The organism is Pseudomonadota bacterium (genome assembly GCA_039815145.1).
GTDB lineage: Bacteria > Pseudomonadota > Gammaproteobacteria > Steroidobacterales > JBCBZW01 > JBCBZW01.
In genome coordinates this window covers 1-15821 of sequence record JBCBZW010000121.1, presented here as the reverse complement: position 1 = coordinate 15821, position 15821 = coordinate 1, and the positions used below count along the sequence as shown (strand labels likewise).

Here is a 15821-nt window from a genome sequence, read left to right as displayed (position 1 = left end):
GGAGTCGAAGCCGAAGAGCGCCTTGATGTGGGGGTTCTCGAACCAGCCGTCCAGCACGTCCGCGGCGCTGGCGGTGAAGAGTTGGAACACGGCGTCCTGGTCACGCTGCGGTAGCTTTCGCATTCGGTTGGCGAGGCGCCCGGCGCGCCATAGATCGAGTAGGCCGCCACCTACGTTCGGCGGCGTTTCGAGGAGCATGTCGCGTAGGACATCGGCCGCTCGTTCCAGCCAGTCGTAGTAGGCGGGCAAGGCCGCGGCGTCGCGTGTCGAGTGGCGGGCGAATTCCGCCTGCGTTGCAGTCAGGTCGGCGCCCGTCGCGAGGGATCGCTCGCTGTCCAGTGGCATGAAGTTGCCGATGGGCCGGTTGCGGATCTCGAGGCCGTGGCCGTGCAGGTCGAGATCGGCGATGACCTTGGGATTGAGGAGGCTCACCGTGTAGCTGGCGAGGGAGTTGCGGAAGCCGGGGTGGAACTCCTCGGTGATGGCCGCGCCGCCCACGCGTGATCGCGCCTCTAACACCAGTACGCGGCGCCCCGCGCGGGCGAGGTAAGCGGCGCAGGTGAGGCCGTTGTGGCCGCCGCCGAGGATGATCACGTCCGGTCCGTTACTCAATGCTCAGCTCCCTTGCGCCAGCGGCGCAGACTATACCACCGCGGCGTTGGGTCGGTTGATGGCCCTAGGGAATCGGCGGCGTACTTCATTCCCTGAAATCCGTTTGGCCGGTCCGCGCCACTTTCACGTTCTTCCCTGTGCACCCGGCGTTCGTGGTGCACGGCTCGTCGACTCGACCCTGCCTCGGTTGGTCGTGGTCGGAAAACGTCATCAACACCCATCGACTCTGGTTCGAGGACTTCGCCACGGTGCGTAGCGACGATGCAGGGGGGGCTGGTGGGGTGCTGGTCGTCAAGGCCAGTCAGCGCGCCATCGTGCTAACGGACTTCGTGATGACCCACAACGTCAACACAACGGACGCGACCTTCCGCGTGAACATCCGTCGTGGCCCCGCGTCCAACGCCAACGACTGCGACAGCGCGAACTTGATGCTGGGTCCCTACGTCTCTCCGGACGAAACGGTCTCGATCAACCTCGTGACGGGGCTGCGGTTGTTGCCGGGCGAGCAGCTCTGCGTGGCGATCGGTGGCGCACCCGCTGGGCAGGGCATCAGCATGGCGGTCACGGGCTGTCAGGTGTCGCCGAGCGTCGGGCCCTGACGGTAGCGCTGTCAGGGGGCGGGCTCCATGCCCGTCTTCTCCACGGTGCGTAGCGCCCCTTGCACGGCGGCGAAGCGAGCGGGGCATCCGTCCCCGCTCGCTTACTTTCGGGTCACGCATCGGTCGTCGGCTGGCTCAGGCTGCAGGCGAGTCAGCTATGGGCGTGCAGAGCACGCGTTGGGCACGCCGCTCGGGCCAGGCGGTCCGAACAGACTCCCACGTGCGATGCGCAGATCTCGGTTGTTGACGATGCCGTCGCCGTTGAGATCGGCATCCTCGTCTGCCGTCTGCAGGGCGTCTCGAAGGAGTCTCAGATCCGCCACCGACACCTCACAGTCGTTGTCCAGGTCCGCATCGCATCGATTGCCGATGCCGTCGCCGTTGCTATCGCGCTGATCTGGGTTGCGTGCGAAGAGGCAATTGTCATTGAACGCGTTCACGCCGTCGCCGTCGCAGTCCCCCTCCAGGGCGAGGGTGTACTGGGGGCGCAATAGTGACTCGGCCGAGGCGATCAACACACCATCTTCGTACCTTTCGATGAGCACAGTCGCTCCGGGCTCGAGGCCTGCGATGACGCCCACGCGGTAGTGAATGCCGTCCGCGGCGAGGATCGTCTCCTCGACGCCGGTGGAGAAGTCGCTGAGAGTGAGCGTGTCGAGGCTGTAGGTCCACGCAGGATGGCCACGCGGCACGCGGACCAATGGGTTGAGCACTCCGTCGCCGAGTACGGGATCGGAATAGACTAGCGACGCACCTGCGATCAGGCTCAGGCGCAGGTCGTAGAGATCCTCCGCCTGCGCTTCGTCGCAACTAAGCGTTGTCCAGTCGAGTACGATCTTGCTGATGCCGTCGATGCCAGGTGTTTGCAGGTCAAGTACCGTCGTGTAGCGGTTGCGCGCAGGCAGTTCGACATCGGTCAGCGAGATCTTAGTGATGAAACCATCGAGATCCCCTGCCTGCTGGTTCTGGAGGGGATTTACGGTCGGGAAGTCCGCAGATCGCGTACCGCCCGTGACGTAGGCATTGCGGTCAGCGTCGATGACCAGACCCCAGGAGATGATCTCATTATTCTCGCCGCCTAGCAGCGTTGAGAACAGTAATTCGCGAGCCGACGGGTCGAGTACCGCGAGAAAGCCCTCGCTAACGGAGGCGAATACTTGCTGAATGGGCGACCCGATGGGGCCCGCCTGTACGGCGACGCTGCTCACGCTGTCCAAGGCTCTTGCAGGCAGGGAGCCGTCCGTGAGCGGTAGTCGTTCGGCGGCGCCGTTCAGGTACTTGTAGTGCCACGCGTCTTGCTCGCCCACCGCCAGCAGCGTAAAGGGCTCGCCGCCGAAGGAGGGTGAACTCCTCACGTCGAACGTCGTGGTCGGCTCGGGATCCAACGTGATGGGAGCGCCGAAGCTGCCGGTACCGTCGTTGAGGTAAAGGCGGTTCGGTGCACCATTGTTACCGACGAACAGATCCACATCGCCATCCGCATCGACGTCCACCACGCGAATCGCACGCGTTGGGTCGGCCTCGTTGTCGACGAAGGTCGCTGGCAAGAAGCTGCCGTTGCCGGCATCGCTGAAGTAGACCGCATTGGGCTGGAGATCATTGCCCTCGACCAGGTCTTCGAAGCCGTCGCCGTTTACGTCTGCAAAGGCGAGGGCGGTGGTCGCGGTGTTTTCACTGCCCGGGAATGCGGCTTCCTCCTCTGCGAAACCGTCGGCGCCGGCGCGGTGCAAGAAGTTGGGTGCCAGGTAGTTGCCGATCGCGAGGTCCGGATCTCCGATGTTGTCCCCGGCGATAGCACGCGTATCCCGCGCTTCGCTGGCGAGCGCAATCGGCAGGGGTAAGGTCTGCAGGGGGTCATCGCCCAGGAACACGACCTGCGCGGGCGTATCTTCGTCGGCGAACGCGATCGCCACTTGGCCGAGCTCGTCGCGTACGAATACCGCGGCTATCGCTTGAGTGTTTGCGCTTTCCGATCCGAAGTCCCAGCTCCTGACCACCGTGTCCCCAGCATCGTCGTCCAGAAGGTAAAGGCGGTTAACGCCGTTGTTGGCAGCGGCCACGACGGTATAGAAGTCGAGTGTGAGTTCATCGACGTAGGTGGACGTACCGAGATCGTTCGTGTCCAGTGCTTCATCGATCACGACGTTGCCGTAAGCGCCGCCGCCCGTTCGCTCCGCTTGTAGCGGACTGGCCAAGGGGAAATCCAGGGATTCGGTGGTACCCGCCACATAGATCAAGCCGTCTTCGCCCACTTGCACCGCCCAGGCGTCTTCCGCGTCATTGCCTCCGATCAGCGTGGAAGCGAGCAGGTAGCTGCCGTCGGCGGAAACACGGGCGAGGTACCCGTCTTCATTTCCGCCGAAGTCGCGCTGGAAGGCCCCGAACGTGGTGGGGAAGTCATCGGACCCCGTCGTGCCGGAGACCAGTCGCGAGCCATCCGCCAACAGGCGAATCTGCTGCGCGAACTCGTAGTTTGTGCCGCCAAGGTAGGTGGAAGACAGAATCTCCGTGGCATCCGGCGACAGGTGGGTAACGTGTACGTCGTAGTTACCCGCGAGTTCACCCTGGTAGGCATCGGCGGTGACCGGGAATTCGTTCGATCGCGTGAAGCCCACGACGTGGAGGCTGCCATCCTCCGCGAGAGCGACATCGCGCCCATTGTCACGCTCTTCACCGCCAAAGCAGGTGGCGAACTCCAGGGCGCCCTGCGGGCTGTATTTGGCGATGAAGGCGTCGCCCACGAAGGAGGCGAGCTGATCGGCTTCGAGGCAGGCGCGACCGTCGATCTCATGGGTCGCAGGGAAATCCGGGGCCGACGTCTCACCGGTCACGTAGATGTGGTCGTCGGCGTCGACGACCAGCCCGCGTGCCCATTCATAGCCGAATTGTAGCTCGATGAGATCCAGGCCCCCGAGGAAGGTCGAGAACACGAAGCCGTCGCCGTTGCTGGTGAGCTTGCTGACGAATACGTCCGAGTCGAACAGGCCGCCCCCCGCGAAAGTCGTCTGGGCCGCTGCGGCGGTCGGAAAGTCTGGCGATGCCGTGTACCCGGTGATGATCGGGTTGGCGTTGCTGTCGAGGGCGATCTGCCATGGTTCCTCATCGTTCTCGCCGCCGATGAAAGTGGCGAACTCGAGTGCCTGGCCATCGGGTGTCAATCGTGCGACGTAGATGTCCAGGCCGCCTGAGGCTTCGCCGGGGGGCAAGCCGTCCTCGGTGGGGAAATCGACAGAGCTGGTGTCGCCGGTCACGAAGATCGATCCGTCGGGGCCGATCACGAGGTCGTTGCCAGCGTCCGTCGCACTGCCGCCCAGGAAGGTGGACAGGGTGATCTGCGGATCTATCACCAGTTCGTGGTCCGCGTCGTGTCGGGCCGTTCGAAAGGCCAGGGCACCCCCGCTGGTCTGGATGAAAGACCCTGCGACAGGGTGTAACTCGCCGTCGATGCGCTGGAAGACCGTTGGCGCGCTGTGCGTCATGGTGGCGTGTTCCGCGCGCAGTTCCAGCTGGCCGTCTTCGCTGATGCGCACGTCGTCCACGTGATCGAAGCTCAGCCGTACGCGGCTGGGGTCGCCGCCAGCCCCCACGACGAAGTCGTAGCGCAGCGTGTTGCCGTCGATGCGGTAGATCACATCTATCTGTGGGTAGACGTTGGCGAACCGCACTTCCCCGAAGTGCGGTACGTCGGTGATCCACTCGGTTGCATCGCCCTTGAGGTAGTGGCTTTTCCCGGGAAGTGCCTGCGCGGATCGTAACGGCGCTTCCGTACTGGCACCCGCGAAGCGCATGGTGACGATGCCGCGCTTAGGCGCTGCCTTGCCATCGCCCTCGTTATGTTTGGGAAAGGGCGTTAGGTAAAGGAACTCGGCCGAACCAGCGGTCAGTCTCGCGGAGTACTGTCGAGTCCTTGCAATGTAAGCGTACCGCGCCTCGGTCTGGCCTTGGTTGAGTTCCAGGTAGGCAAGGGGATCGCTGGGCGCAGGGGCAAAGGCGCTCGCCGTTGTCGCGGCGATGGCCGATACCATCAGGCCCCAGCGCGTGAAGCGACGAACCCGGTGATCGCGTGGGGAGAAAAGCGTTTGGCATGCGCCGTTCTGCGCGGGCTTGAGGGACATCCATTTCACCTTGATGTAGTTAGGTAACAGATGATACTCCGTAGAACCGTCGGTGTTGTAGATACACTGCTGCGCTTCTATGGCGTAACTCGACCTAGTGAGCCGAGGGCTCTGTGCTTCGCACTCAGGGGCCGAAGGCGTGCTCGCTTGATGGAGCGTCAATCAGGTTCTTGCGGCGAAGCGATAGCGCTGCCTAGCGCGCAGATCGCGTACGCCTCGCGCTTCCGTTAGCCCATTCATCGAATTGGCGGGCGGGACTTCCCCTAGGCACCTTCAGGTCTCTGTGCTTGGGTGCTTGTTCGCCCGTCCATCCGTATCATAGACAGATGATCGATCAGCTTATCTTTATCTTGACCGCTGGGTGCATCTTCGGACTGATTCGCGGATTTTACTGGCTGTCCAAGAGGGATGCTGCGAGCGTCTGGCCCGAGGTGATCGGCGAAGTGCGCGAAGAGGCTCCGGGCACCACCTTCGAATCGCTCCAGAGCGGGCTGCTCAACAATGATTCTGATCACTACGTCTACTGGACGATAGAGGGTAAGGAGTATCGGAAGCGGTTGTGGGACGAGGCTTCGGTCGCCATTGGCATGTTCAAGGTGTGGCGACGGACCCCTGAGCTTGGACCGATGACGATCAGGTGCAACCCGGACGACCCTTCCCAGGCCTTTACAGCCCAGGAAGCGCGCATCTGGAAGGAGCCAGTGATCTGGGCGGTCGGGGCGGGTGTGGTCGCCGGGATCCTGGCGCTCATCACCTAGCGCGCGGATGGCTCGATCATTCGTACAGCGGAGTAACGCAACGGCTCCTCACGGCCGCCGCACCACGGCGATACCCTCACCGGACGCCCACTGGGATACGTCCTGCCCCTGGAGAGCAACGGCCATGAGGCTCGGGAACTGATCCGGGGTACAAGCGAACACCGGGCACCCCAGGCCCGCGATGATGCCGGCGATGTCGCCGTCGTAGGAGGGATGGCCATCGTCGGACAGGGCGAGGAGGGTGATCACGTTGACGCCCGCCTGCACCAGCTGCTCGACCCGTTGCACGAGCTCCTGCGCATCACCGCCTTCGTACAGATCGGTGATGAGTACCAGGTGGGTCTTCGACGGTTGTCGGACCAATCCCTCGCAGTAGGCCACCGCCTGGTTGATGTCCGTGCCGCCGCCGAGCTGTACGCCGAAGAGCACGTCGACGGGGTCTTCGAGTTGCTCCGTCAGGTCGACGATGCTGGTGTCGAAGCACACGAGCTTGGTGGCGATGCCCGGTAGCGAGGCCATGACGGCCGCGAAGATGGCGCTGTACACCACCGACGTGGCCATGGAGCCGGACTGATCGACGCAGAGGATGACCTCTTCCAGATCCACCTGACTGCGCGACCGGCGCAAGCTGCCAAGCAGGGTCTCCGGCACGACGGTGCGATAGTCCGGTTGGTAGTGGCGTAGGTTGGCGCCGATCGTGCGTGGCCAGTCGATGTCGCGCATGCGAGGGCGTCGCGTGCGGCGGCTGCGATCCAGGGCGCCGCGCAGGGTCTGCTCGGTCTTCTGCGCCAGGCGCGCCATGAGCTCGTCGACCACCTTGGCGACCACCTGGCGTGCCGTCTCCTTGGTCTGCTCCGGGATGGTACCTGAGAGACTCATCAGGTCTGCCACCAGGTGGATATCCGCTTCCATGGCGGCCAGAAACTCAGGCTCCATCAGCATGCGCTTCAAGCCCAGGCGTTCGAAGGCGTCGCGCTGAACCACTTGCACCACCGGGGTGGGGAAGAACTCTCGGATGTCGCCTAGCCAGCGCGACACGCGCGGGGCGGAGGCGCCCAGGCCGCCGCGTCGCCGTGAGCCGGGCTCTTTGCCGTAGAGCGCGCTGAGGGCGCTGTCGAGGCGTCGGTCGCGTGGCGAGAGCTTCACGTCGTCGTTATCGACGCCGAGCAGCAGGCGCCAACGGCGGGCGCGTTCGCCGTCATCACTCATCGCGACTGACTCCCAACAGACTGTTCAACAGGGGAAGGGCGCGGGCAAAGGCGGCGTCGGCGGCGGCGTCCTCGCCGATGTGAGTAGCGCCTTTGCCACTCGTGCCGCTACCGCGCGTGATGAGATCCAGGAGTCGCCTGCGCAGATTCGCGTCGAAGTTGCTGAAGGCGCGTCGCATCATCGGGATCAACTCGAGGAAGGTGTCCTCATCCTGGGCGGTCAGCCACCCGTCGACGAGGGTGAGGAGCGTGTCGTCGAGGAGCAGGACGTCGCCATGCTCGCCCAGAAAGCCCTCCAGCCAGCGGCCGGCTTCGTCGATCGCCGTGGCGGGCGATAGCGCCTGGGACAGGGCCTTGGCGGTGGTCGCGCTGTCGTCCAGTTCGTCGTCGTAGCGCAGGCGAGCGCTCAGGCCACGAACGCCTGGGGCGCCGTTGCGATCATCGCGCAGGCGGCCCAGGGCGTCGCGCCAGCGCACCAGTAGCGGCTCGTCACCGACCAGGGCGATGCTGCGATGAAAGGACCTGATCGCTGTACAGGCCTCCTGATCACCTTGGGCGTCGAGGCCGTGGATGCCGTAGTCGATGCCTGCGATCACTTCGACCGCAAGGCTGTCGATGAGGCGATCGAGGGCAGCCGTTGGCAGCTGACGGGCCGATCCGTAGCGCTGAACCTCCACCATTGGGCTCAGGGCTTGCATCAGCACGAAGACATCGTTGGTGTCCACGGCCACGGCCTGGAGCCTGTCGATGATGCGCTCGGCGGCCTCGGGGAGGTCTGACAGCAAGCAATGGCGCACGAGCTCAGCCAAGGCCAGGCAGTCGCTGACCTCGTCGGCGTGTGCGGTTGCTCGCGCGGCGGCGGCTTGCGCGATGGTCGGGCCGTAGAGGGTGGCCTCGGCCAGCTTTACGGAGTGCTCCGGCTCCCACAGCAGGCGCCACACTTCGCGGAACGTGCCGCGACCCGCAGCGGCATCCAGCAACTCGCCCCAGGTGACCTCGAGTAGCACGAGGCGGTGGAGGAGCGTGGACTTCGCCAAGCCCGCTTCGGTGCGCAGATCGAGGCTGATGTCCTTGGGGGTGGCCTCGGGCTTCAAGCGCAGGCGCTTCTGTTGGCGGGTCAGGTCGGCTTGCAGGGGTGGCTGCGGGGCAGACTCGTCCACTTCGCCAACGCGTTCGCCGATCACCAGCTGTTCCTGCACCAGGCGGTACATCACCTCGTCGCCGTGGCAAAGTGTAGCGAGGCTGGCGTCCTGCAACTCGGTGAGTCCCGGCACGGGGAGCTCGCGCAAGGCGGCCAGATTGACGGCCAACCTAACCGCTTCAATCACCGAGGCGGTGGCTGCGGCCACGCCGGATGCGCGCAGTAGCTCCGCTGCCTGGGCTTGCCAGTGGGCGGCCAGCGTGACGACGTCTCCATCGGCTAGGCGCTGCCACAGGTGGCGATACCAGCCGGGGGACAGTACGCCGGCGCCGTAGCCGCTGGCGTAGGCCAGGCGGCGATCGGTCCAGGGCACCCAGCACCCTTCCACGTTCACTCGTTTTCGCCCTTTGACCAGGGCGCGATCCTGGGCGAGGGAGGGACGCTCGAGGAGCGCTGGTGCATGCCAGGCGCCGCAGATGAAGGCGACCGGGCCGTCGCTCTCCTTCTCCACCTGACGCAGGCGTAAGCGCATGAACGCTTCACGCGCGAGTTCCCGCGGAGGGATCTCATCGGCGCTCTCGCGCACGCTGGCCATGGCCTTGGTGATCGCTTCGAACACCGAAGGCGCATTGACGGACTGCTCCACCAGAGCGTTCCACCAGGCCTCACCGTCTGAATGGCCGGCGGCCGTGGCGAGCGCCTGCAGGGGATCCTGTTGTAGAAGGACTTGCGTTGTGTCCTGCTCGGTGTCTTCAGGCACGGAGCCCGTATCGGCGTCTTCTGACTCGGTGGTCTCTTCCGGTTCGGGCGGCAGTTCGAAGGGTTGGTCCACGAACTCGACCGGCACCTCGTGGCGCAGGGCCCAGCGCATCGCTTGCCACTCTGGCGAGTACTCCGCGAAGGGGTAGAACCTCGCCACCTCGGGTTGACCTTTGGGGTACACGAGGAGGGCGATCGGGGGGGCCATGCCTGGCAGGGTGGCGAGGCTGATCAGGTCACTCGCCTCCGGGGGACCCTCGATGAGCACGTGTGCAGGCGCGAGGGCATCGAGAGCGCGTACCAGGCTGGCGGCGCTGCCAGGGCCGTGGTGGCGGATGCCGAGGATGTGAACCGGTGCGGGCACCCTCAGAGGACGTCCCGCATGGCGCTGTAAAGATCGGTCCATTGCTTGCGCTTGCGGACCACAGTCTCGAGATACTCCTGCAGGACGATGGCGTCCTGCACCGGGTCCTTGACCACGGCGCCGACCAGGTTGGTGGCGAGGCTCTCTGCATCGATTACGCCATCGCGCAGATGCGCACCCTCGGACCAGGCGCCGATCGAGACTGCGATGGCCTCCGCGGTCGAGAGGGTGCCACTCGGTGACTTGAGCTTGAGCTTGCCGTCGAGGGTCTGCCCTTCGCGGAGTTCGCGGAACATGGAGACCACGCGCATGATCTCCTCCTCCGGCGGCGCTGCACTCGGCAGTTCGAGCGATGCCCCAAGCTCGCCGACGCGCTTGGTCACGATGGCGGCTTCCTCCTCCAGGGTCGCCGGCAAGGGCAGCACCACCACGTTGAAGCGCCGCTTGAGGGCGCTCGACAGCTCATTGACGCCCTTATCGCGATTGTTCGCTGTGGCGATCATGTTGAAGCCGCGCACCGCGTTGATCGCGGAGTCGAGCTCGGGGATGGGTAGGATCTTCTCGGACAACACGGTGATCAGCGTGTCCTGCACGTCCGAGCCCATGCGGGTCAGTTCCTCGAAGCGCACCACGGTGCCGTCTTCCATCGCCCGCATCAGGGGCGTCGCCACCAGGGCGTCCCGCGAGGGGCCGTGGGCGAGCAGCTGGGCGTAGTTCCAGCCGTAGCGGATCTGGTTCTAGTCCGTGCCGGCGGTGCATTGGACCAGGCGCTGGGAGTCACCGGAGATCGCCGCGGCCAAGTGCTCGGATACCCATGACTTGGCTGTCCCCGGCACGCCGAGGAGCAGCAGGGCGCGGTCCGTCGCCAGGGTGGCGACCGCCGTTTCGATCAGCCGTCTGTTACCGATGTACTTAGGTGAGATCTGCGTGTCCCCCGCCTTGCCTCCCATGAGGTAGGTCACGGCGGCCCGGGGGGAGAGCTTCCAGCGCGCGGGTCGGTGCGCATCGTCGTGCTTGGCCAGGGCCTCGAGTTCGGCGGCGAAGCGTTGCTCCGCGGGCAGGCTCAGGCGCTCGTCGGTCATCGGGAGGTTCCTTGTTCTTGCGTCGCGTGGATGTCGATCAGCAGTTGGGCCAGCGTGAGCGCGGGTTCGCGCAGGGCGAGAGCGCTTGCAGCGAAGGTATCCTTAAGGCGAGGTAGGGAGGTCGCGGGGAGGATGCAGATCAACTGGCACAACACATGGGCCCAGATCTCCACGTCCTCCTCGTTGTGTGAGAGCAGTCGTTTCAGTGGCTTGCCCCCGAGCACGCTGTCGGCCAGGTCCTGTGGCAAGGTCTGGCGCAGATCCGTGTACAGGACGTCGACCAGGGTGCCGTAGGTGCGGATATCGTTGTCGTGCACCTGGCTGGCGAAAATCGACAGGACGGTGCCCGCCTGGTCGGCGGTCAGGCTGGCCAGGGCGTCGCGATGCTCGCCCACATGCGTCACGAAGTCGCTCGCATACCGCGCGCCCAGCGCCTGCGCCAGCGCAAATTCGTTGCGGGCGATCAGCCTTAGGGTGAAGCGCACGGCTAGGGTGGCGTTGTTGAGTCCGCGGCAGAAGTCCTGCGGCCCCAGCCCCAGGTGCTCGGCGAGGCCTAGAGGGTCGACCGCATCGAAGGTCTCGGCAAACCACTCGTCTCGGCGCCTTCCCTTGAAGGCCTTGGGGGTAATCACTGTGATCTTCACGCCACCGGTGAGCGTGCGCTGCACCTTCAGGTGGGTGCTCACCTCTTCGGCGCGCGCGCGGTAGGCCGCGGTGCCAGGTAGCTGGGCCAGCAGTCGATCGGCGATCGCGCGCACGGACTGGGCGCGATCCGCACTGGCCTTCTCCAGCAAGGGAACGTCATCCTCGCTCAGGCCCTTTGCCAGCGTCGCCAGGAGCTTGCCGCGGGTCGCCGCCGTATCCCGGGTCAATACCTCTTCGAGCAGCGCACGCGCCCGTTCCGGCGCGTCGCTGCGCAGCTTCAGGAGTAGTGCCGCCCGCGTGCCGGGAGTGTCGTCCCACCAGCGCTCGTCGTCAGTCGCCGGATCGCTCGGGTCGGGCGCGGCGCCGGTGGTTCGCCGTTGCTTGAGCCAGTGCCTCGCTGCGCGGTCTAGGCGGCTCGGGTCCGCCTGCATCAATCCGGCGAGCTCGGGGTAGTCGAAGGGGTGCAGGGCGAGGCCCGCCTGGTGAAGGGCGTCCAGCACGCGCAGGGCCGCGGCGTCGGGCAGCTCGTAGGCGCTTCTTGCCTTGAACAGGCGCACCAGGACTTGTCGCTGGACGGGATCCACCAACGCGCTTGCCACCGGCAGCGAGGTTGGCGGTAGGCGTAGCGCGCCCGGGCGCAGCTCATCGAAGCGCGAACGCGCGGCGAGCAGCGATAGGGCGTCCAGATCCACTTGATCCGCGCCGAGTCCGAGGATGAGCTGGCGCCGCCACTTCTCCCGCTCCCCTAGCCAATCAACCACTGGACGATCCCCACCAGGGGCCGAGGGGCGTGGATGCGGCGATGGGGGTGAGATAGCGCCCGTCGTATACGCCGTAGACACCGATGGGGTCGAGGCCCGCCAGCGTCGACACATCCTCGGCGTGGTCCGGGTGCACGCGAACCGCGCTTCCACTGTCCGACGGTGGTGAATGAAACCAGTAGCTCTCCTGCTCGTCGTGGTGCAGGGTGGCGCTGTGAAAGGCCAGGGGCCAGCGCCTCAACCAGGGATTGCGCACCAGGCGATCTCGATAGGTGTCCAGGGCCAGGCGCAGGTCGCTCGGGGGCACGGGCAAGGTGCCGTCGTCCTCGCACTGCCCCTCCGTCGCGCCACGATGCTCTGCCACCAGGGCGACCAACGGCGTCGGCGAGGGGTAGAAGGCCAGCGTTGCGTCCAGCGTCTGCCCGCGTGCGTACGCCGGCGCCGCCTTGGCGGCCATGGCTGCGGGCACGAACTCCAGCAAAACGGCCGTCTGCGGCGGATTCTCCGCCTGGGTCTCCAGGCACAGAAGCCAGGTCTCGAAGCGCACCAGATGGTCGGGTTGGGACTCGTAGCGCAAGCCGAGCACACGCCAGCGACCGGATACGCGCTGGGCGTCCGCGGCCTCGAGCAGCTCGTCGCGGGATTGGGTCCAGCCGACGAGGCGACGCAGCTCCGCGCGCAGGGGTGAATCGAGGTCCTGCTGTCGACGGTATGCGCTGGCCAGCAGGTGCAGTTCGCCGAGGAACTCGATCAGCAAGTCCGGGCGTTCCGGCTCGGCCGTCTCGAAGTACTCGCTCGGGAAGGCCTCGAGGCGTTTGGCGATACCGCCGGCCTTGGCGTCGACCAGGCGGCGCGCCAGCATCAGGCACTGCTGGGCGGCGCTGGTGGGGAAGGCCGCCAGTCCCTCCTGCGACACGTCGCCGATCCAGCGGTCGAGCTCATCCAGGCCGGCGAGGATGCTGGCCTCCCGTTTGGCCCGATTGCGCTCCCGCGCCTTGGCGGCCTGTTCGGTCCGTTTGTCGTCTGAGATCTCTTCAGCAGGCGTCGCGCTGGCGAGCTTCGGGCGTTCGCCTTTGGGCTTGTCAGCCTTGGCGGGGGCGGGATTGCCGCCGCGCTGACGCCTGCGCGTCAGCCACTCCTGCGCCCCCGCGGGGATGGTGTCGCTGCTGAAGCGACCCGCTTCGTCCGCGAACCACCACATCAGGGCAAGGGCGTGTTTGCACGGGAACTTGCGGCTCGGACAAGAACACTTGGCCACGAGGTCCTGCAGGTCCACCGCCACGCGGTAGGGGGCCGCGCCCGATCCCTGGCAATCCCCGAAGATGGCGTTGGCCTTTTCATCGACACCGAGTACGGGCCACTTGTTGGCCTTCAACAACTTGCGTGCGGCGTTGAGCGACGTCTGGTCTGGGGCGACCTGCTCAATCTGTGCGTGGGTTAGGGGCATGCCTTCGCTGCTGCGTGGGAACCTGTGTGTCGATGCCCCTCCGCTGGCTCACCGGGGGCAGCGGGTATGATACTGCGGTGAAGTTGATCTTCGTCTACAACGCGAATGCGGGTTGGCTCAATTCGGCATGGGACAGTGCGCATAAGTTGCTCTCGCCGAGCACTTACAAGTGCTCGCTCTGCGCCATCACCCACCACCCGCTGGGGATGAGGCTCGCCTGGTCTGCCTTTGTCGATGAGCTGGGACACGAGGTGGAGTTTCTGCACCGGGATGAGGCGGCGGCCCGGTATGCGGTGAGCGGCATCGCGTGGCCCGCCGTGTTGGTGGATCAAGCCGGCGAGGTGAGCGAGTGGCTTGGCGCCGAGGCGCTGAACCAGGCCGAGACGCTCGAAGACCTGCAACGCCTGATCCGAAAGCGACTCGCGAATCACGAGCCCTAGGGGCTCGCGATTCACTCAGAATCTGCTGCCGCGTTGGCCTCCCGCATCAGCGTGTATGCCTCGCCCGACGGCACCACCAGGCGCATGCCTACCACCTCATCGCCTTCGCTCAGAAATTCCATGGTGATCGGCGCCACCTTCAGGAAGAATTCGGTAGGCGATGATGCGAACAGCGGGGAATCGCCGCTGCCGCCCGCGACCCGCCCCAGCAAGCCGCTCTCACCCAGGGTGACGGTGATGGGCGACTCTCCCATGTATACGCCCACGTACCGCGTGAGGATCTCGCGGGGGACGCTCACCTCCTCACGTTCGATCGCGCGATAGCCGCGAGGCACCGGCTCCGCGAGCACATCCCACGCGTAGGTGCGCTGAACGCGCTTGGCGATCTCCTCGATGAGCTCCCCACCATTGTCAGAATTGGTCATCACGGCCAAGCCATAGCCCTTGGAGACGTGGGCGACCACGCGGGCTCGGAATCCCCAGTTCGCCCCGCCGTGGGAGAAGTACCAACCCTGGCCGTCTTGCTCGATGGAAAAGCCGACGGCGAAGGGGCCGACGCCCACCGGCGTGATCATGCGACGCGCGTGGTCGCTATCGAGCACGCGGTTGGACGCCCCCGCGACCGAGCGCTGCACGTCGATGGCGAAGGCGGCAAGATCCGATGGCGTGGTCCACAGGCCGGCGGCGGCGAGTTCAGGGTAGACATGCCACGGGGCGTCCTTGGGTGCCCCCTTGGACGAGTGGGCATGCGCCGCCTTCTGCGCCCATGCGGGCGGTAGCGGTTGCTCGAAGGTGCTGTCGGCCATTCCCAGTGGGGTCAGCACGCGCTCCCGCATGAGTTGGGCGAAGGGCATCTTGCGGGCATCGCTCAACACGAGCTGCTGCAACGTGACCCCGCCGCCCGAGTACTCGTAGGCTACGCCGGGCTCGCGCTCCATGAAGATTCTCGGGACGTTGGACGGGTCGCCCCCCTCGAGTATCTGGATGGTCGTCGGTAGCGCCTCGCCCGGGGCGTAGCCTGGGAAACCGAATGCATCCCCTAGGCCCGAGGTGTGGCTCATCAGTGCGGCGGGGGTGACGGCACGCTGCTGGGTCTTACCCTCGCCGTCGAGCTGCCAGGAGGTGAGAATCTCGTTCACGTCCTGGTGCAGGCCGAACTTGCCGTCCTGCACCGCCTCGAGGCTGGCCATCGCCGCGACGGGCTTGGAGATGGACGCCGCCTGGAAGAGGGTGTGCGTGTCGACGCGCCGTCCCGTCTCCACGTCCGCCACCCCGTAGCCCTTGGCCCAGTGCAACTCACCGTTCCAGATCACCGCTACGCTCGCGCCGGGCACGCCGAGTTCTTCCAGCAGATCCTCGATGGCGTGGGCGCCAAGGCCCTCCGCATGTTCGCCCGACTGCGCCCCCTCGATCGCCTGGCGTGCCGTGGTCGGGGTAATCGCGTGCGCGCCTGGGGACGCCAGGCAGGTGACGATCGCCACCACCAGGGAGAGTTGCGGTAGTCGCGAGAATCGGGGGGATGGATGCATCGGTGGCGCTCTCTGTTCAAGAGCGATCAAGGTGCCATGTGACGTTCGATAGTGCCAGCGCCGTTCGGCAGGCTCGCTCATGCGTCGGGGCATCCGCCGCCGGTGCAAACGGCGGCGGTGCCTCGGGTCGTCAAGGTGCTGGAGTGACTCGAATGCGGGACGCTTCGTTCACATCATTGTTAGGATCCTGCAGCAACCCCGCTGGGAACCGCACGGCCAGCGGCTCGCCCCGAACGTTCAGGCAAAGCTCGTGGTTGTTATCGCCATCGTTCAAATCCCCGATCGCGGAGGGGCGGACGAAGGCTACGCTGCCATCCGCCAAACGCATGGCGACCGAGTAGCGTCGCCATTCCTGCGCCGT

At 65.7% G+C, this 15821-nt stretch carries 11 protein-coding genes and 1 pseudogene; 3 read left to right on the top strand and 9 right to left on the bottom strand.

Going from position 1 to position 15821, the window contains the following annotated elements; translation table 11 throughout:
- A partial coding sequence (locus tag AAF184_20650) for an FAD-dependent oxidoreductase (GenBank protein MEO0424758.1) occupies positions 1-612 on the bottom strand: 612 nt, incomplete at its 3' end.
- Positions 613-749: 137 nt separating this feature from the next.
- Between AAF184_20650 and AAF184_20645 the strand changes: the two genes are divergently transcribed.
- Complete coding sequence (locus AAF184_20645; GenBank protein ID MEO0424757.1) at positions 750-1211, top strand: hypothetical protein; 462 nt, start codon at positions 750-752, stop codon at positions 1209-1211.
- A 155-nt stretch (positions 1212-1366) separates the two neighbouring features.
- Here the strand turns inward: AAF184_20645 and AAF184_20640 are convergent, their stop codons facing one another.
- Positions 1367-5326, bottom strand: coding sequence for an SBBP repeat-containing protein (locus AAF184_20640; GenBank protein MEO0424756.1), 3960 nt, complete (start codon positions 5324-5326; stop codon positions 1367-1369).
- A gap of 326 nt (positions 5327-5652) precedes the next feature.
- Between AAF184_20640 and AAF184_20635 the strand changes: the two genes are divergently transcribed.
- A complete protein-coding gene (locus AAF184_20635) occupies positions 5653-6084 on the top strand; it encodes a hypothetical protein (protein MEO0424755.1) in 432 nt (143 codons plus the stop codon).
- Between the two features lie 48 nt (positions 6085-6132).
- On the opposite strand, the gene AAF184_20630 is transcribed toward AAF184_20635, so the two are convergent.
- The 5 genes and pseudogenes from AAF184_20630 to AAF184_20610 form a co-directional block, all read right to left on the bottom strand.
- Positions 6133-7293, bottom strand: coding sequence for a VWA domain-containing protein (locus AAF184_20630; GenBank protein MEO0424754.1), 1161 nt, complete (start codon positions 7291-7293; stop codon positions 6133-6135).
- A complete protein-coding gene (locus tag AAF184_20625) occupies positions 7286-9556 on the bottom strand; it encodes a DUF5682 family protein (GenBank protein MEO0424753.1) in 2271 nt (756 codons plus the stop codon). Before AAF184_20625 ends, AAF184_20630 begins: the two co-directional genes overlap by 8 nt.
- 2 nt (positions 9557-9558) lie before the next feature.
- Positions 9559-10638: pseudogene (locus AAF184_20620) on the bottom strand (AAA family ATPase).
- On the bottom strand, positions 10635-12044 hold the full coding sequence (locus tag AAF184_20615) for a DUF5691 domain-containing protein (protein ID MEO0424752.1): 1410 nt from the start codon (positions 12042-12044) through the stop codon (positions 10635-10637). The pseudogene AAF184_20620 and the gene AAF184_20615 overlap by 4 nt, the downstream one beginning before the upstream one ends.
- Positions 12037-13491, bottom strand: a complete 1455-nt coding sequence (locus AAF184_20610; GenBank protein ID MEO0424751.1) for an SWIM zinc finger family protein — start codon at positions 13489-13491, stop codon at positions 12037-12039. Before AAF184_20610 ends, AAF184_20615 begins: the two co-directional genes overlap by 8 nt.
- A 77-nt stretch (positions 13492-13568) precedes the next feature.
- On the opposite strand from AAF184_20610, the gene AAF184_20605 reads away from it, so the two are divergent.
- Positions 13569-13931, top strand: a complete 363-nt coding sequence (locus AAF184_20605) for a hypothetical protein (GenBank protein ID MEO0424750.1) — start codon at positions 13569-13571, stop codon at positions 13929-13931.
- An 11-nt stretch (positions 13932-13942) separates the two neighbouring features.
- On the opposite strand, the gene AAF184_20600 is transcribed toward AAF184_20605, so the two are convergent.
- A complete protein-coding gene (locus AAF184_20600) occupies positions 13943-15460 on the bottom strand; it encodes a serine hydrolase (protein MEO0424749.1) in 1518 nt (505 codons plus the stop codon).
- Positions 15461-15590: 130 nt separating this feature from the next.
- Positions 15591-15821, bottom strand: a 231-nt coding sequence (locus AAF184_20595) for a hypothetical protein (protein ID MEO0424748.1), incomplete at its 5' end; no start/stop codon positions are given.